This is a genomic window from Mesorhizobium sp. WSM4832 (genome assembly GCF_055811115.1).
In genome coordinates this window covers 53,712-71,396 of the sequence record NZ_JBVVQH010000010.1, presented here as the reverse complement: position 1 = coordinate 71,396, position 17,685 = coordinate 53,712, and the positions used below count along the sequence as shown (strand labels likewise).

Genomic DNA, 17,685 nt, shown 5'->3' with positions numbered 1-17,685 from the left:
CTTGGCCCCCCAAAATTTGCGGGGGGGGGGTTATTTCCCTGGGGGCGCTGGGGGGCGCCCCCGCGCGCGGGGCCAACCAACCCCCCCCGGGGGGCGGGGGGGGGCGCGGGCGCCTCGCTGACTTACTGCCTTGCCGAGGAAGGCGCGGCGGAAATCCGTCTGGCCGACATCGACAAGGAACGCGCGCAAAAACTCGCTTCGCTGGTCAACAAGACGTTTCCCAGCTGCCGGATCGAGATCGGGCAAGCCGATCCATCCGGCATGGACATGGCGATCAACGCCACGCCGTCTGGGCTGAAAGCCAGCGATCCATTGCCGATGGATGTGAGCAAGCTGACACCGGAGATGACGGTCGTCGATATCATCATGGAGCCGGCCGAAACCGCCCTGCTCAAGGCGGCGAAGGAGATCGGGTGCCGCATCCAGCCCGGGCGCCCAATGATGGATTTCCAGGTCGAAGCCATGGCCGAATTCTTCGACATCGAGCGGAAGGATCGCCGCAATGGCTGATGCGAAAACCGCCATCGTCATCGGCGGCACGTCCGGCATCGGCCGCGCGATCGCCGAGCGCTTTGCCGAGGACGGCTATCAGGTGGTCGTCGCCGGCCGCGACGCCATTCGGGGCCAGAACGTGGCCGGCGCATGCGAGAGCGCTGGCGCGCCGCGCGCGCTCTTCGTCCAGACCGATGTCAGCGATCCGGCCTCGGTCGAAGCACTGGCGCGAGCTGTCGGCGATGCGTTCGGCACGCCTCACGTCGCGGTCAACTGCGCCGGCATCCTGCAGAGCGGCAAGCATGTGCTCGACCAGGATCTCGACGAAGACGAGCGGATGTGGCGCATCAACTATCGCGGCACGCTGCTTGGCTGCCAGGTGTTCGGCCGGCTGATGTCGGCCGCCGGGCGAGGCGCGATCCTCAATGTCGGCTCGCTTGCCTCTTTCGCGCCGCTTTCGCTCCCGGCCTACACGCCCGGCAAGCATGCGGTGCTGGCGCTTACCCAGATGCTGGCCGCCGAGCTCGGCCCGCATGGGGTTCGCGTCAATGCCGTGGCGCCCGGCTACACGCTGTCGGATGGATTGAAAGCGAAGATTGCCAAGGGCGAGCGCAATCCGGAAGCGATCCGGGCCACAACCGCGCTGCGCCGCTTCGTTGAGCCGCGCGATGTCGCCGAGGCGGCCTTGTTCCTCTGCTCCGACCGTGCCGCGTCGATCACCGGCGTCACGCTGCCCGTCGATGCCGGCTGGCTCGTTCAGGCGCCCTACGCGCAGTACTTGCAAGGCAACCCCATCCGGCAGACGCCGGCAATTTGAGAGAGAACCTGTGAGCGATATCCAGCGCTTCGATTTCGACACCCGCATCCATCACGGTGTCATCCATAACGGCACGCTCTACCTCACCGGCCAGGTTGCCCGGCCGGGCCAATCCGCCGCCGACCAGATGCGCGAGGTGCTCGGCAAGATCGACGCGCTGCTCGCCAAGGCCGGCACGGACAAGACCCGCATCCTTCACGTCCAGATGTGGCTGGACGACGTGCGCGATTTCGATGAGGTCAACACGGTCTGGGATGGCTGGATGCCGAAGGAACATGCGCCGGCGCGCTCTTCGGGCGAAGGACGGATGACCAAGCCCGGGATGCTTGTCGAACTCATCGTCACAGCGGCGGTTTGAATGGTCTTGCCGGTTCAGGCATCATCGCGAATCTGGACTGGGCGAAAGGATCTCAATGACAAAGCGCAAGCCGCTTTCCACCTTGGTGGCGGAGAGCCTGGCCGAAAAAATCCGCTCCGGACAGTTGCCGCCCGGCGCGCAGCTGCCGACCGAGGCGGAGCTCTGCGCCGAATACGACGTCAGCCGCACCGTCGTGCGCGAAGCGGCGGCGCGATTGCGCTCCGAAGGCATGGTGGTGCCCCAGCAGGGTCGCGGCATGTTCGTCAGCGAAACGCCCGTCCCGCGCAATTTCTCGATCCCCGACGAGGCGCTGCGGACGTTGCCGGAAACCATCGCCTTGCTTGAATTGAGGTTGAGTGTCGAAGTGGAATCCGCGGGACTCTGCGCGGAACGCCGCACCGACGGGCAAGCAAGCGATATCAGGGCGATGATGGACGACATCGACGCCCGGCAGGCGGATCCCGCCGCCGTCCAGATCCACTACGATTACGACTTCCATCTTGCGATCGCCAAGGCGGCGCACAACGAATTCATCCATGGCTTCCTGAGCTATCTCGGGCCGATGATCGTGCCACGCTTCCAGCTTGGTTATGTGGTAGAGCCGGCACTCAAGGACAGCTACTACGCACGCATCCACCGCGAGCACGAAGCCATCGTCGATGCCATCGAAAGGCAGGACGGCCGCGCCGCCCGCCAGGCCATGCGCAAGCATCTGCAAAACAGCCTGGGGCGTGTTCGCGCCCTGGCAAAGGCGTCGGGGGTCGAGGCGACGGATGCCGAGCAAAAGGCTTCCGCGGCCTCGCTCTTCACCAGGATGAAAAGGCCGTTATCGACGGGCGGATAGCCGCGTCAGATGCGATCCTGAACGCTCACGCCGAAGGCAATCCGCCACGCAGTTGCGAAAGCCATGTTTTTGTTCGATCGACCGGCAGGAGCCTCCGCCTGCGCGCCGAAAGCATTGTTTTCCTTTGATTTTCGGCCTTGAAGATCGCGCAAGCAGCGTAGAACGTTTCAAACGCCGCAATGGCTTTCGAAAGTTTATCTTTCCTTTTTGCTGCTTTTCTTGGTTTCGCGGCATCGGCCCAGGCCGCAAATTGAACATCAAGCAATCGGGGAAGCCCAGGTGACGACAGCCTTCATCACAGGTGCCACGAGCGGCATAGGACGAGCCATGGCGATCGCGTTGAGCGACGCCGGTTACGACGTCTACGCGGTCGGCCGCAGTCAGGCCGCGCTCAAGGAATTGCAGGCCGAGCGTCCGGGCATCGTGCCGGTTGCCGTCGATGTCACCGACCGCGAGGCGCTGGAATCGGTGCTGGCGGATATCACCATCGATGTGCTGATCAACAATGCCGGCATCATGCCGCCTCTCGGCAATTTCGCCGATATGAAGATCGCCGACATCGACACCACGCTGGAGGTGAACCTCAGCGCGGCCATCCTCCTCACCCGCCTCGTCGTGCCGCAGATGCGCGAGCGGAAGTCCGGGCACATATTGTTCACCGGCTCCGTCGCGGGCCACGCCCCATTCTCCAACATTGCCGTCTATGCAGCTACCAAGGCGGCCATCTCCGGCTTTGCCGGCGCGCTGCGCGCCGACCTCTCCCCGTCCGGCATACGCGTCACCGAGATCGTCGCCGGCCGCGTCGAGACGCAGCTTTACAACGGCATCCTCGACACCAAGGCCCGCCAGGCCATGTACGCCAGCAAGGTGGTGCAGCCGGATGACGTGGCCAGGATGGTCGTCGCGGTGCTCGCGCTCCCGGCATGGGCCGACGTTACCCGTTTCGACATCATGCCGACCTGGCCGACTTCGCCAAGCGGCACCAAGTAAGGAAAACCTTAAATGAAGGACCTCTCCGTTCTGATCGTAGGCGGCGGCGCCGGCCTCGGCGCGCTCCTGGCCCGCTTGGCCGTCGAGGCCGGGGCGGCCAAGATCGGCATCATCGACATCAACCAGGAGGCCGCTGAGGTTGCGCTCGAACCGGCGAAGGCCAAGAACTTGCCGACCGCGGCCGCGACTTGCGACATCCAGGTTGGGCCTCAGTGCCATGCCGCCTTCGACGCCGTCGTTTCGAAGCTCGGCCGCGTCGACACGCTGATCAACTGCGCCGCGATCTATCCGCGCCGTCCTCTGCTCGAAATCACCGACGCCGAATGGGACGCTTCCAACGGTATCAACATCAAGGGCACCTACCACATGATGGTGGCCGCGGTTCGCCACATGCAGTCGCAGGAGCCAAAAGCCCATGTGCGCGGCCGCATCGTCAATCTGACCTCCGTCGACGCCTTCAAGGCGCATCCGCAGAACGCGCATTACGCGGCGACCAAGGCTGCCGTCGTCAGCCTGACGCGCTCCTTTGCCCATCATGTCGCCAAGGATGGGATCCTGGTGAATTCCGTCGCGCCCGCCGGCATGGCCACGGAGAAGGCAAAGGCCCTCGGCTTCCTCGAGGAACTGGCCAAGGCAAGCCCCCTCGGCCGCGGCGCCGAGCCGACCGAAATCGCCGAATGGGTGTTGATGACCGGTGGGCCGAAGAACACCTACATGACGGGTGAAAACGTAATTGTTTCAGGTGGCTACATCTACGCTTGAATCAATTTTCAGAAGCCGGAGGCGTCTGAAATAGCGCGAATGCATGATCGACGGAGTCTCGAACGAAAGGAGGCGGAATTCACCATGACCGGCAAGCTTCGCCTCCCTTCGCTCAACGCGCTGCGCGTCTTCCACGCCGTCGCGCAGCACAAGAGCTTCCGGCAGGCGGCCGACGAATTGCTGGTGACGCCGCAGGCCGTCGGCCAACAGATCAAGCTGCTTGAAGACACGCTCCAGGTGACGCTGTTCGAGCGCAAGGGCCGCTCGATCGAATTGACTGAATCCGCCATTCTGCTCTCCCACTACGTCAAGGCCGGCTTCGACGAATTCTCCGAGGGCGTTCGGCGCGTCACCAAGTCGAACTACCGCGACCGCATCAACCTCAATGCCAGCCCCTATTTCGCCACGCACTATCTGCTGCCGCGGCTTTCGCTCTTCCGCGAGATCCTGCCGGGCGCCGACCTTCGCCTGACCACGATGGTCGACCTGCCCGATTTCGGGCGCGACGACATCGATATGACTGTCCAGTGGGGCTACGGCAACTGGCCGGACTACGAGACCACGCTGCTCGTACCGGATCCGAAGATCATCTGCTGCACCCCGGCGATCGGCGAGAAGATCAAGTCGGCGCGGGACCTCACGCGGTTCACGCTGCTCGACACGGTCAAGTCGAAGCGCCTGTGGCCGGACATATTGCGCCACCTCGGAGTGGAGCTGACCGACGGCGACCGCAGCATCAGCTTCGACGACGCGGCGACCATGCGCCGGGCGACCCTGCAAGGCATCGGCGTCGGTCTGGTCTCCGTGATCGACGCCGAGGAGGATTTCCGCTCGGGTGCGCTGGTCGCGCCGATCGGCCGCGACGCAATTGCCGATATGAGGCCGGAGGAAGTGCCCGGCTTCTACCTTGTGGTCCCGCGCGGGCATCTGCGTGTGAAGGCTGTGGCCGCCCTCCATCGATGGCTGGCTCAGCAGGATTGGCGGAGCGATCTCAAGGTTCCCCTGCCCAAACCGACCCCGCTTTCCGACTGACAATCGGCTTCGAGAACGGGCTCCGAAAAGCATCTTGCGGAGCTCCAACAACAAGAAACGAAACAACCTCAACAGTGGAGACAACAAACATGAAAATGATCAAATGGGGGGCCGCTGCCGTGGCCCTTGGCCTCGTACATTTGGCAGCGCCGGCGCAAGCGGCGGGCGGCAAGACGCTCGAAACCGTCAAGGCGCGCGGCGTGCTCAACTGCACCGGCCATGACGGCTCGTATCTCGGCTTCGCCGAGGTCGACGACAAGGGCAACTGGAAGGGCATGGACATTGACCTTTGCAAGGCGGTGGCGACCGCCGTGTTCGGCGACCCGGCAAAGCTGAAGGTCGTTCCGATCAGCTGGGCGCAGCGCTGGCCCTCGCTTCAGTCGGGCGATGTCGACATCATCATCAAGGCCTCCGGTGGCACGCTCAGCCGCGACACCGAGCTCGGCCTGCAATTCTCGACGTCCTACTACCTCGGCACGACAAAGGTGATGGCGCACAAGGAGCTTAACCTGAAGTCGCTGAAGGACGCCAATGGCGGCACGATCTGCATTCCCGCCGGTACCTCGCAAGAGCAGCAGGTCGCCGCCTACACCCAGAAGATCGGCATCAAGCTGGAGCCCGTGCTCATTGAAAAAACCGAAGAGCTCGAACAGGCCTATTTCTCCGGACGCTGCGATCTCTACGCGCAGTGGGGGCCGACGCTCGCCATCGCCCGCATCGCCAAGGGCAAGGTCGAAGACCATGTCATCCTGCCCGACGTGCTCGCCGTCGAGCCCGAAGTCATGATCATGCGCCAAGGCGACGACAACTGGGTCGACATCGCCAACTGGACGCTCAGCACGTTGATCTTCGCCGAGCAGGAAGGCACTCCAATGTCGATGAGATCAAGGCCAAGCCGACCTCGCCGCAGGTGGCGAAGTTCCTCGGCGTCACGCCGGGCATGGGCAAGGGTCTCGGGCTTTCCGACGACTGGGCCTACAACGTGATCAAGAAGGTGGGCAATTACGGCGAGATCTTCGAGCGCGATCTCGGCAAGGACTCGCCTTACAAGATGGATCGTGAGCTGACCAATTTGTGGAACAATGGCGGTGTCCTGTTCCCGCTGGTGATCGACTGATCCACGTCAAGAGCTGTCCCGTTCTGGGCTCCGCCTGGCTCCTGCCAGGCGGAGCCGGCTGTAATTCGAGAAAGATGGGTCGATGGTCAGCCTGCTGAGAAATCAGAAGGTCCGCAACGCGCTGTTGCAGGCCCTTTATGTCGGCTCACTTGCCGCGATGGTCCTTGCCTGCGTGATGATTGCCAGGCGGAACCTTGCCGCGCAAGGGATCACCTCCGGCTTCGACTTCCTGTTCAAGTCGACGGGCTGGGATGTGAACTTCTCGCTGCTGCCGGCCAGCGCCAATGATCCATATTGGTGGTACTTCCTCATCGGCATCATAAACACGCTGTTCCTGGGCAGCACCGGACTGCTCCTGGCGACGGTCGTAGGTACGATCGTCGGCCTGGCGCGGACCTCCTCGAACGAATTGGCGCGGCTGCTTGGCCGCACCTATGTCGACATCTTCCGCAACATCCCGCTGATCCTCCAGGTCTTCTTCTGGTACGCGGTCATCACGCACCTGCCGACGCCGCGCGCCGCGCATCAGGGCTTGGGCATGCTGCTGACCAGCCGTGGCCTCTACGTGCCGGTTCCGAATATCGGCAACTTGGCCATGGTCGCCACCGCAGTCGCGCTGATCGCTGCCGTCGTGCTGCCGATCTGGCTGGGTAGGACAGCGCGCCTCAGCCGACCGGTCGGCGAGCGGCTCGGCATCCAGGTCGCCGGCGCGGCGGCGGCCCTGGTCTGCGCGGCGATCATCCTGGCGGTTGGCCGGCTGCCGGACCTGCCGCTGGTCGACTTCCCCGCCTTGCAAGGCCTCAACCTTAGGGGAGGCTTGCGCATTCCGCCCGAATTTTCCGCTTTAGCCATCGCCATCGCTATCTATGGCGGTTCCTACATCGCCGAGATCGTGCGCGGCGGCTTCAAATCTGTCGGCAAGGGACAGATGGAGGCGGCGCAATCGCTGGGGCTCAGCCCCTGGCGGATCTTCACGCTGGTGCGGCTTCCGCTGGCGCTGCGCGCCATGCTGCCGATCCTCGCCAACCAGTATGTCTGGCTGATGAAGGCAACGACCATGGGCATTGCGGTGGGCTTCACCGATTTCTTCATGATCGTGGCGCTGACCATCAACCATTCCGGCCAGACGCTGGAAGCCATCGGCATCCTGATGGCGGGCTTCCTCGCGATCAACCTCAGCCTGGCCGCCGTGTTCAACCGCATCAACAAAGCCATTGCCCTCAAGGGCAATCAATTGAGGGGCTGAGAGATGGAGATGGTCGTTGTCGCTCCCCCTGCTCCGGGCAGGCTCGAAGATCTGAAGCGCCGCTTCTTCGCGACGCCGCTTCAGGCTCTGCTGTCGCTGATATCCCTGGCGATCATGGTTTTCGTCGTCTGGAAGCTGCTCAACTGGGCTGTCTTTTCGGCCGTGTTCACAACCAGCGGCGGGCCTGAAGCATGCCAGGCGGCGGCCGGCGCCTGCTGGTCGGTCATCGCTGCCAGATGGCGCATCATCCTTTTCGGCCTCTATCCCTTTGAAGAGCAATGGCGCTCGGCGCTGGCCTGCGTCGTCGTGGTGGTCATGACCGTTCTAAGCTGCATTCCGGCCTTCTGGACGGGCCGCCGCATTGCGCTGGTTTGGGGAGCCGGAGCGGCGCTTTACTACGTGCTGATGAAGGGCGGCGTGCTAGGCCTTGCCTATGTCGGCGAGGAGGCGTGGGGCGGCCTGGCTCTGACCCTCTTCATCTTCGTCACCACCTGCCTGATCGGCTTCCCATTGGCGATCTGCCTGGCGCTGTTGCGCCGCTCCGAGCTACCGTGGATATCCAGAACGACCGGCCTCGTCATCGATGGGGTCCGTTCATTGCCGCTGATCTCGATCCTGTTCACCTTCGCCATCGTCCTGCCCTTCGCGCTGCCGCAATGGCTGCAGGGCGACAAGCTCTACCGCGTGATCCTGGGATCGGCCTTGTTCTTTTCCGCCTATCAGGCCGAAATCGTGCGCGGCGGCATGCAGGGCGTTCCGGCAGGACAGGAAGAGGCCGCCATGGCGCTCGGCATGAGCTATTGGCAGCGCATCGGCCGCATCGTCTTGCCGCAGGCCATGCGCAACGCGCTGCCGGCCACGATCAACCAGTTCGTCATCTCCTTCAAGGAGACCTCGCTGGTGGTCATCGTCGGCTTCTTCGAGATCCTGGCCTCCGGCAACGCCGCCTACGGCACCGGCGAGTGGCGCTTCGCCTATGTCGAGGTCTATGCCTTCATCGCCTTCATCTATTTCATCTTCGTCTTCAGCCTGTCGCGCTATGGCGCATTCCTAGAGCGCCGCATGGCGGTCGGCGAACGGTAGGGAGACACACATGATTGCTGGCAATTCGACCAAATCAGGCGAACCTGCCGTCCGCCTCGAAAACCTCGACAAATACTACGGCACATTCCGCGCACTGCGGAACGTGAACCTGTCCGTCGAGCGCGGCGAGAAGATCGTCGTCTGCGGTCCCTCCGGCTCCGGCAAATCGACCATGATCCGCTGCATCAACCGGCTCGAGCGGCACAATGGCGGCCGCATCACCGTGCTCGGCACCGAGCTCAACGACGATGTCGGCAACGTCGACGGGATCAGGCGCGAGGTCGGCATGGTGTTCCAGCACTTCAATCTTTTTCCGCACATGACCGTGCTGGAGAACTGCATGCTGGCGCCGTTGATCGTGCGCAAGCAGCCTCGAGCGGAAGCTGAAGTAAGAGCCCGGCGCTATCTGGAAAAAGTCCGCATCCCGGAGCAGGCGATGAAGTTTCCCGGACAATTGTCCGGCGGCCAGCAGCAGCGCGTGGCAATCGCGCGGGCACTGTGCATGCAGCCGCAGATCATGCTTTTCGACGAACCGACTTCGGCACTTGACCCGGAAATGATATCGGAGGTGCTCGACGTGATGGTGACACTCGCCTCCGAAGGCATGACGATGATCTGCGTCACCCATGAGATGGGTTTCGCACGGCGGGTCGCCGACCGCGTCGTCTTCATGGACGCGGGCGAGATTGTCGAGGAGGCGCCGCCGGAGGAATTCTTCAGCGCGTCCCGCAACGAGCGTACCCAACGGTTCCTGTCGCAGGTGCTGGGCCATTGAGCCGCGCGATACAACTGACTATAGGCGGCGCATCGCATAGCTCAGGTATTTCGATGACCGATCCCGTTGGTGCATTGCAGACAGTCCTCGGGCCGAAAGGCTGGCTTTCGGGCACCGACGCCGAACCCTACCGGCGCGACTGGCTCAACCGCTACGGCGTCACGCCCCTGGGGGTTGCCAGGCCGGCGAACACTGCTGAAGTGGCGGAGGTCGTGAAGGCATGCCGGGAAGCAGGCGTCGCGGTGATCCCGCAAGGCGGGAATACGGGCCTGTGCGGCGGTGCGGTCGCCAATCAGGCGAACGCGGTGATCATCTCGCTTTCGCGCATGACTGCAATCGGCGAACCGGATCCGGAGAGCGGGTCGATCGCGGTCGACGCCGGCGTCGTTCTCGCGACGCTGCACGAGGCGCTCGAGCCGCATGGGCTGATGTTCCCGATGCATCTCGGCGCCGAGGGCAGTGCCAGGATCGGCGGCCTGATCGGCACCAATGCCGGCGGCAGCCAGGCGTTTCGCCACGGCATGATGCAGGATCTTGTGCTCGGCCTCGAAGTCGTCACCCCGAATGGCGAGATCTGGGATGGGTTGCGCGCGGTGCAGAAGGACAATGCCGGCTATCAGTTGCGCAAGCTGTTCTGCGGCGCGGAAGGCACGCTCGGCATTGTGACGCGTGCTGTATTGCGGCTCTATCCCACGCCACGCCAACAGGCGAGCGCGCTCCTGGTGATGTCCGACTTTGCCGCCGCGGCCTCGTTTGGCGCCTTCCTGCGCAGTGAAGCCGGAGAGTTCCTGGCCGGGCTCGAATTCTTTTCGGATGCCGGCCTCGCCCTCGCACTCAAGCACCTGCCGGATCTCGCCTACCAGCTCGAGTCGCGCGGTGACGTCTATCTGCTCGTCGAACTGGCTTCGGGCTCGACACGCGTCCCATTGGACGAGATCCTGAATTCGGCGCTGGAATGGGGCATGGAGCAAGGTCTGGTCACGGATGGCGCGCTGGCGAATTCGGGCGCGCAGCGGGCGCAGTTCTGGCGCCTGCGCGAGGAGCAGCCGGAGGGGCAGCGCCTCGAAGGCGAGCAATTGAAGCACGATATCTCGGTGCCGCCGGGCGCGATTGCCCGCTTCATCGAGACCGGCGCCGGTCTATGCAACGACATTCTTCCCGGTGTGCGCATCAACCCGTTCGGCCATCTCGGCGACGGCAACATCCACTACAATCTGTCGCCGCCGGAAGGCCGCGCCGATTTCAACGGCAAGGCCGCGGCGTTCGCCGAGGCGCTGGCTGCGCTCGCCACCAAAATGGGCGGCAGCTTCGCGGCAGAACATGGGCTAGGGCGCGCAAAGATCGCCATGGCCGACCGGAATCGCGACCCCATCGAGCGCGACCTCATGGCGCGGCTGAAGCGCGCATTCGATCCGCAGGGCACGATGAATCCCGGCGTTCTGGTGCGCGCGTCACAGTAAAGAAAAACTTTCGAATGAACCGCATTTCTTGATTTCGCGCCGGCCCGCTGGAGTGCAGGTATAACCGAAGGCAAGCTCGGTACGCTTGCCGCCAGCTGTAAGGATGCCGAAGCATGGTCCGCAATGGCGGTCACCTTCTTGTCGAGTGCCTGATCGCGCTCGGCGCGACCAAGAGCTTCGGGGTCCCCGGCGAGAGCTATCTCGCCGTTCTCGACGCCTTGCACGACACGCGTGGCAAGCTGGACTACGTGCTCTGCCGCAACGAAGGCGGTGCGGCGTTCATGGCCTCGGCCTATGGCAAGCTGACCGGATCGCCCGGCATCTGCTTCGTCACCCGTGGCCCGGGCGTGACCAATGCCAGCATCGGCGTGCATACGGCGATGCAGGACAGTTCGCCGATGATCCTGTTCGTCGGCCAGGTCGGCACCGATATGAAAGGCCGCGAGGCTTTCCAGGAAATCGACTACCGGGCGGTGTACGGAACCGTCGCCAAATGGGCGGTCGAGATCGACGACGTCGCGCGCCTTCCCGAGATCGTAGCACGCGCCTGGACCACCGCCTTGACCGGTCGGCCCGGCCCCGTCGTGGTTGCGCTGCCGGAAGACATGTTGACGACCATGACCGAGGCCGCGCCGCTCAGCGGGCCGGCTTCGATTTTCGAGCCGGCGCCGAGCGCGGACGCGATGGCTTCGGCGCTCAAGATGCTGGCCTCGGCCGAAAAACCGGTGCTGCTCATGGGCGGCGCCAACTGGACGGCGGATGGCCGCGCCGCGCTCCAGGCTTTTGCCGAGGCTTGCGACATCCCGGTCGTCGCCGCCTTCCGCTACCAGGACCAGTTCGACAACCATTCGCCGGTCTTCGTCGGCGAGGCCGGCGTCGGCATGGTGGCGCATGTCAAGAAGCTGATCCGCGAGGCCGACGTGATCCTCGCCGTCAATGTCCGCTTCGGCGAGATGACCACGGATGGTTATACGTTGCTGAACGTTCCCGTGCCGCGCCAGAAGCTCATCCATGTCCATGGCTCGGACCGCGAGATCGGCAAGATCTATGTGCCGACGATCGGCATCCATGCCGGTCCGAACGCCTTCGCGGCGGCGCTGTCCCCGGTGAAGGGCGCCTGGGCCGACTGGCGCACGGCGGCCCGCAAGGCCTATGAAGGAACATTCGCCGCGCCCGTTCAGCCCGGCCCCGTCGACATGGTCGCGGTCACCGCCTGGCTGCGCGAGACCCTGCCGGCCGACGTCATCCTCACCAACGGCGCCGGCAACTTTACAGTGTGGCCGAACAAGTTCTTCAAGTTCGGGCCGGAAGCGCGACTGCTTGCGCCACAATCCGGCGCCATGGGCTACGGCCTGCCCGCCGCGATCGCCGCGAAAGTGGCATTTCCGCAGCGCACGGTCGTCTGCTTTGCCGGCGACGGCGATTTCCAGATGAACTGCCAGGAACTCGGCACCGCCAGGCAGGCGGGCGCGCAGCCGATCGTGCTGATCGTTAACAACGGCATCTACGGCACGATCCGCGCGCATCAGGAGCGCAACTATCCTGCGCGTGTCTCCGGCACTTCGCTCGAGAACCCGGATTTCGTGACGTTGGCAAAGGCCTATGGCTTCCACGCCGAGCGGGTCGAATCCACCGGGGATTTCGCGGCGGTGTTCGAGCGGGCGCTCAACTCCACGACGGGTGCCGTTCTCGACATCGCCGTTTCTCCCGAAGCGCTCACACCCCGGCAGACCCTCTCCCAGATGCGCGACGCAGCACTCGCTTCCCAGAAGGCCAAGGCATGACCTCCCAGACCGAAGACATCCGTCTCGGCGCCGATATCGGCGGTACCTTTACCGACATCGCCCTCGACGTGCGAGGAACGATGTTCTCGACCAAGGTGCTGACCAACTATTCAGCGCCGGAGCAGGCGATCCTCGACGGCATCGACGTGGTCATCCGCGATGCCGGCATCTCGGCCGCCGAGATCGGCATCATCATCCACGGCACGACGCTCGCGACCAACGCACTCATCGAGCGGCGTGGCGCCAGGACGGCGCTGGTCACGACGGAGGGTTTCCGCGACGTGATCGAGATGCGGACGGAAAACCGCTTCGAGCAGTATGATTTGAACCTGCAACTGCCGACGCCGCTAATCCCGCGCGAGGACCGCTTCACGGTCAAGGGCCGCATCGGCGCCGAGGGCCAGGAGCTGCAGCCCCTCGACGAGACCGCCCTCGAAGAGATCGCTAACAAGATTGCCGCCGCCGGTTTCGGCTCGGTGGCGATCGGCTTCATCCATGCTTACGCCAATCCGGACCACGAGCGTCGCGCGCGCGAAATCCTTTCCAGGAAACTGACTATCCCGATTTCGATCAGCGCCGAGGTCTCGCCGCAAATGCGCGAGTTCGAGCGCTTCAACACGGTGTGCGCCAATGCCTATGTGCGGCCGCAGATGGCCGACTATCTCGCCCGGCTGCAAACGCGCCTGAAGGACATGGGCGCCGAATGCCCGGTCTTCATGATCCATTCCGGCGGCGGGTTGATCTCGGTGGAGACGGCCTCCGAATTTCCGGTGCGGCTGGTCGAATCTGGCCCCGCGGGCGGCGCCATCTTCGCCGCCGACATCGCCAGGCGCTTCGGCCTGGAGAAGGTCGTCTCCTATGACATGGGCGGAACCACGGCAAAAATCTGCCTGATCGAGGACTATGCGCCACGCACGGCGCGGACATTCGAGGTGGCGCGCACCTATCGCTTCTCGAAGGGCTCGGGCATGCCGATCTCCATTCCGGTGATCGAGATGATCGAGATCGGCGCCGGCGGCGGCTCCATCGCCTGGGTCGACGCCATGGGTCGCATCCAGACCGGACCGGAAAGCGCTGGCTCGGAACCGGGCCCCGCCTGCTACGGCCGCGGCGGCAAGCGCCCGGCGATCACCGACGCCGACCTGGTGCTCGGCAAGCTCGATCCCGACAATTTCGCCGGCGGCGCGATCAAGCTCGACGCAGCCGCGTCCGAACAGGCGATCCTGCGCGATGTCGGCGAGCGCCTGTCGCTGAATGCCATGGCGACGGCCTTCGGCATCTGCGAGGTGGTCGACGAGAACATGGCGAACGCCGCTCGCGTCCATGCCGTCGAGAACGGCAAGAACATCTCCGACAATCTCATGATCGCCTTTGGCGGCGCAGCACCGCTGCACGCCGCAAGGCTGTGCGAAAAGCTCGGCATCGACCGCTGTATCGTGCCGAAAGGCGCCGGTGTTGGCTCGGCCATCGGTTTCCTCAAGGCGCCATTCGGCTATGAAGCGCTGGCCTCCAAGCTGACGCGGCTGTCGCGGTTCAAGCCGGCCGAAGTCAACGCCTTGTTGGCCGACCTCAAGGCGTCCGCCGAGGGCTTTGTGCGCACCGGCGCCAGCGGCAAGATCGTGTGCGAGATCACCGCCTTCATGCGCTATGCCGGCCAGGGCTGGGAAATCCCGGTGCCGCTGGCGGACGAGCCGTTCGGCGACGATGCCGTCGCCAAGCTCAAGGAGCTGTTCGAGACCAGCTACCAGCGCTTCTTCGGCCGCGCCATCGAAGGGCTCGACGGGCTGGAGATCGAGATCGTCACATGGTCGGTGAAGGCGACCGATGTTCGTCCTTCCGCTGCGAGACACGAACTGGCCACGGGCGAGACGTCGAACGAGCCGGCGACGACCCGCGCGGTGTTCGATCCAGCGACCGGCGCGCCCCAGACCTATGGCATCGTAGAGCGCGACACGCTTTGCGCCGGTGATCGCGTGGCGGGCCCCGTGGTCATCGTCGAGCGCGAGACATCGACCGTCGTCACCACCAGCTTCGACGCCGTCATCCAGAGCGACGGTGCAATCCTCCTGATCCGCAAAGGCAGCCAGGCATGAGCGACCCGGGCAAGAGCAACATCAGCGAAATCCGCATGCAGGTCATGTGGAACCGGTTGATCTCGGTGGTCGAGGAACAGGCGCTCACTTTGCTGCGCACGGCCTTTTCGACTTCGGTGCGCGAATCCGGCGACCTGTCGGCCGGTGTGTTCGACCCGCGCGGCCAGATGCTGGCGCAGGCGGTCACCGGCACACCCGGCCACGTCAACACCATGGCCGAAGCCGTGCTGCATTTCATGAACGAGATCCCGCGCGACAACATGTTCGAGGGCGACACTTATGTCACCAACGATCCCTGGCTGGGCACTGGCCATCTGCACGACATCACCATGGTGTCGCCGTCCTTCCGGAACGGTGAGCTCGTGGCCTTCTTCGCCTGCACGGCGCATGTCGTCGATGTCGGCGGGCGCGGCTTCGGCGCCGACGGCAAGTCGGTCTATGAGGAAGGTATCCAGATCCCGATCATGAAGTTCGCGGAAAAGGGCAAGGTCAATTTCGACCTCGTCCGCATCCTGCGCGCCAATGTCCGCGAGCCGAACCAGGTGGTCGGCGATTTCTATTCTTTAGCCGCCTGCAACGAGGTCGGCCATCGCCGCCTCGTCGACATGATGAAGGAGATCGGGCTCACCTCATTGGACGGGCTCGGCGAATTCATCTTCTCGCGCACCCGCGACGCCATGCTCGAACGCATCAAGGCGCTGCCCAAGGGAAGCTGGTCGAACGAGTTGGTGACCGACGGCTACGACGAACCGGTCAAGCTTGCCGCGACGGTCTCGGTCCGCGACGACCATGTCGAGGTCGATTTCACCGGCACCGATCCGATGAGCCGCTGGGGCATCAATTGCCCGATCATCTACAGCAAGGCCTATGCCTGCTATGCGCTGAAATGCATGGTGGCGCCCGACATTCCCAACAATGCCGCCTCGCTCGCCTTCTTCACCGTCTCGTCGCCGATCAACATCCTGAATGCCGTGCGGCCGGCGCCGGTGGCGCTCAGGCATATCTTCGGCCACATGGTTCCCGACCTGGTGCTTGGCGCTTTCTCCAAGGCGTTGCCCGGCAAGATCCTCGCCGAAGGCGCCGGCGCGCTGTGGAACATCCACATCTCGGCGCGGCCTGTCGCCGGCGGCTCCGGTCGTCGGGCCGAAGTGCTGATGTTCAACTCCGGCGGCATGGGCGCCCGCCCCGAACTCGACGGCTTGTCGGCGACGGCCTTTCCCTCCGGCGTGCACACGATGCCGATCGAGGCGACCGAGCATACCGGTCCGATCGTGATCTGGCGCAAGGAGCTGCGCCCGGGCTCCGGCGGCGACGGCGAATTTCGCGGCGGCCTTGGACAGGTCATCGAGATCGCCGCGACCGAAGGACACGAGTTCGACTTTTCCGCCATGTTCGACCGCGTCAATCATCCGGCTCACGGACGCAACGGCGGCAAGCCGGGCATTGCCGGCGTGGTCAAGCTCGATGACGGCACCAAGATGCGCCCCAAGGGCTGGCAGCATGTGCCGGCAGGGCGCCGGCTGATCCTGGAATTGCCGGGCGGCGGTGGCTATGGCGATCCGGCCAGGCGCAGCGCCGGCGCACGGGCCAATGACCGATCCAAGGGATACATCACGGAGAACGACTGATGAGCTATGTTGCCTCGCGCCTCTCGGTGGTGAAGCCATCGGCCTCGATGGCGGCCTCCCAAGCGGCAAAGGCGCTGCGCGCCAAGGGCGTGGACGTGATCGATCTCGGCCTGGGCGAGCCCGATTTTCCGACACCGAATCACATTGTCGATGCCGCCCATTTCGCGGCAAAGGCCGGCCAGACACTCTATACGGCAGCCGCCGGCACGGTCGAGGTGCGCGAAGCCATCGCGGGAAAATTCCGCCGCGAGAACGGACTGGACTACACGGCCGACGACATCGTGGTCGCCAACGGCGCCAAGCAGATCATCTTCAACGCGCTGATGGCGACGCTGGAGACCGGTGACGAGGCGATCCTGCCGGCACCGTATTTCGTCTCCTATCCCGAAATGGTGAAGCTTCTCGGCGGCACGCCGATTGTCGTCGAGTGCCCGGAGACAACGGGTTTCCGGCTGACGCCTAACCTGCTGGAAAAGGCAATCACGCCAAGGACAAAGTGGCTTTTCCTCAACATGCCAGGAAACCCGTCCGGCGCGGTTTATTCGGAGTCCGATCTGAAGGCCCTGGGCGCGGTGCTGGCAAAACACCCCCAGGTGCTCATCCTGTCCGACGAGATCTACGAGCACATCCTCTTCGACGGGCGCGAATTCGTTTCGTTCGGCAAGGCCTGCCGCGAACTCAAGGACCGCACCCTGATCGTCAACGGCGTCTCGAAATCCTATGCGATGACGGGCTGGCGCGTCGGCTATGCGGCTGGGCCGACGCCGCTGCTCAAGGCGATGTCGACGATCCAGAGTCAGTCCTGCACCTCGGTCTGCTCGATCGCCCAGGCAGCGACCGTCGCCGCGCTCAACGGCCCGCAGGATGAGGTCGCGCGTTTCCGGCAGGCTTTCGAGAGGCGCCGCGACCTGGTCGTCGACGGCATCAGGAAGATCAACGGCCTGACGCTCTCGCCGCCGGAGGGCGCCTTCTACGCCTATATCGGCTGCGCCAGCCTGATCGGCCGCAAGACGCCCAAGGGCGTCGTGCTGGAGGACGATGCGGCTGTATCGAATTATCTTCTGAACGAAGGCCGGGTGGCGTCGGTGCCCGGCGTCGCCTATGGACTGTCACCCTATTTCCGCATCTCGACCGCGACCAGCGAAGAGGTGTTGGCCGAGGCGATCTCGCGGATCAATGCCGCCGTCGCGCAAGTGGAGTAGAG

18 protein-coding genes are annotated in these 17,685 nt (G+C 64.2%); 17 read left to right on the top strand and 1 reads right to left on the bottom strand.

The genetic code is table 11. The features are described from left to right. From AC0L2L_RS16015 to AC0L2L_RS16000, 4 genes are all read left to right on the top strand, one after another. On the top strand, positions 1-510 hold a 510-nt coding region (locus AC0L2L_RS16015; RefSeq protein ID WP_473579546.1), incomplete at its 5' end, for a shikimate dehydrogenase family protein. Beyond that, entirely contained in the window at positions 503-1,309 is an 807-nt protein-coding gene (locus AC0L2L_RS16010) for an SDR family NAD(P)-dependent oxidoreductase (protein ID WP_473579545.1), read from the top strand. The genes AC0L2L_RS16015 and AC0L2L_RS16010, both read left to right, overlap by 8 nt. 10 nt (positions 1,310-1,319) lie before the next feature. Continuing rightward, the gene (locus tag AC0L2L_RS16005; RefSeq protein WP_473579544.1) at positions 1,320-1,667 is read left to right on the top strand and encodes a RidA family protein; all 348 of its coding nucleotides are present in this window, start codon (positions 1,320-1,322) and stop codon (positions 1,665-1,667) included. Between the two features lie 55 nt (positions 1,668-1,722). Beyond that, entirely contained in the window at positions 1,723-2,511 is a 789-nt protein-coding gene (locus AC0L2L_RS16000; RefSeq protein WP_473579543.1) for a FadR/GntR family transcriptional regulator, read from the top strand. 25 nt (positions 2,512-2,536) lie between these two features. Here AC0L2L_RS16000 and AC0L2L_RS15995 read toward each other — a convergent pair whose 3' ends face one another. Then, the gene (locus AC0L2L_RS15995) at positions 2,537-2,776 is read right to left on the bottom strand and encodes a hypothetical protein (protein ID WP_473579542.1); all 240 of its coding nucleotides are present in this window, start codon (positions 2,774-2,776) and stop codon (positions 2,537-2,539) included. A gap of 14 nt (positions 2,777-2,790) precedes the next feature. Between AC0L2L_RS15995 and AC0L2L_RS15990 the strand changes: the two genes are divergently transcribed. The 13 genes from AC0L2L_RS15990 to AC0L2L_RS15930 all read left to right on the top strand — a co-directional run bounded on the left by AC0L2L_RS15990 (position 2,791) and on the right by AC0L2L_RS15930 (position 17,683). Then, positions 2,791-3,501, top strand: a complete 711-nt coding sequence (locus AC0L2L_RS15990) for an SDR family oxidoreductase (RefSeq protein WP_473579541.1) — start codon at positions 2,791-2,793, stop codon at positions 3,499-3,501. A 12-nt stretch (positions 3,502-3,513) separates the two neighbouring features. Further along, positions 3,514-4,263 carry an SDR family NAD(P)-dependent oxidoreductase gene (locus tag AC0L2L_RS15985; protein ID WP_473579540.1) on the top strand — a complete coding sequence of 250 codons (750 nt, stop codon included), beginning with the start codon at positions 3,514-3,516 and terminating at the stop codon, positions 4,261-4,263. 84 nt (positions 4,264-4,347) lie between these two features. After that, entirely contained in the window at positions 4,348-5,295 is a 948-nt protein-coding gene (locus tag AC0L2L_RS15980) for a LysR substrate-binding domain-containing protein (protein WP_027167718.1), read from the top strand. Positions 5,296-5,384: 89 nt separating this feature from the next. Continuing rightward, entirely contained in the window at positions 5,385-6,281 is an 897-nt protein-coding gene (locus AC0L2L_RS15975; RefSeq protein WP_473579539.1) for an amino acid ABC transporter substrate-binding protein, read from the top strand. Beyond that, positions 6,236-6,412, top strand: a complete 177-nt coding sequence (locus tag AC0L2L_RS15970; RefSeq protein WP_473579538.1) for a hypothetical protein — start codon at positions 6,236-6,238, stop codon at positions 6,410-6,412. Before AC0L2L_RS15975 ends, AC0L2L_RS15970 begins: the two co-directional genes overlap by 46 nt. An 82-nt stretch (positions 6,413-6,494) precedes the next feature. Beyond that, positions 6,495-7,658, top strand: coding sequence for an amino acid ABC transporter permease (locus AC0L2L_RS15965; protein WP_473579537.1), 1,164 nt, complete (start codon positions 6,495-6,497; stop codon positions 7,656-7,658). A 3-nt stretch (positions 7,659-7,661) separates the two neighbouring features. Continuing rightward, complete coding sequence (locus tag AC0L2L_RS15960; RefSeq protein WP_473579536.1) at positions 7,662-8,741, top strand: amino acid ABC transporter permease; 1,080 nt, start codon at positions 7,662-7,664, stop codon at positions 8,739-8,741. A gap of 10 nt (positions 8,742-8,751) precedes the next feature. Next, positions 8,752-9,516 carry an amino acid ABC transporter ATP-binding protein gene (locus AC0L2L_RS15955; RefSeq protein WP_473579535.1) on the top strand — a complete coding sequence of 255 codons (765 nt, stop codon included), beginning with the start codon at positions 8,752-8,754 and terminating at the stop codon, positions 9,514-9,516. 53 nt (positions 9,517-9,569) lie between these two features. Next, a complete protein-coding gene (locus tag AC0L2L_RS15950; protein WP_473579534.1) occupies positions 9,570-10,976 on the top strand; it encodes an FAD-binding oxidoreductase in 1,407 nt (468 codons plus the stop codon). A 113-nt stretch (positions 10,977-11,089) separates the two neighbouring features. Further along, positions 11,090-12,760, top strand: coding sequence for a thiamine pyrophosphate-binding protein (locus AC0L2L_RS15945; RefSeq protein ID WP_473579533.1), 1,671 nt, complete (start codon positions 11,090-11,092; stop codon positions 12,758-12,760). Beyond that, positions 12,757-14,853, top strand: a complete 2,097-nt coding sequence (locus AC0L2L_RS15940) for a hydantoinase/oxoprolinase family protein (protein ID WP_473579532.1) — start codon at positions 12,757-12,759, stop codon at positions 14,851-14,853. Before AC0L2L_RS15945 ends, AC0L2L_RS15940 begins: the two co-directional genes overlap by 4 nt. After that, positions 14,850-16,481 (top strand): hydantoinase B/oxoprolinase family protein, encoded by a 1,632-nt coding sequence (locus tag AC0L2L_RS15935; protein ID WP_473579531.1) that lies wholly within the window; start codon positions 14,850-14,852, stop codon positions 16,479-16,481. The genes AC0L2L_RS15940 and AC0L2L_RS15935 overlap by 4 nt, the downstream gene beginning before the upstream one ends. After that, positions 16,481-17,683 (top strand): pyridoxal phosphate-dependent aminotransferase, encoded by a 1,203-nt coding sequence (locus AC0L2L_RS15930; RefSeq protein WP_473579530.1) that lies wholly within the window; start codon positions 16,481-16,483, stop codon positions 17,681-17,683. The genes AC0L2L_RS15935 and AC0L2L_RS15930 overlap by 1 nt, the downstream gene beginning before the upstream one ends. Positions 17,684-17,685: the final 2 nt, after the last annotated feature.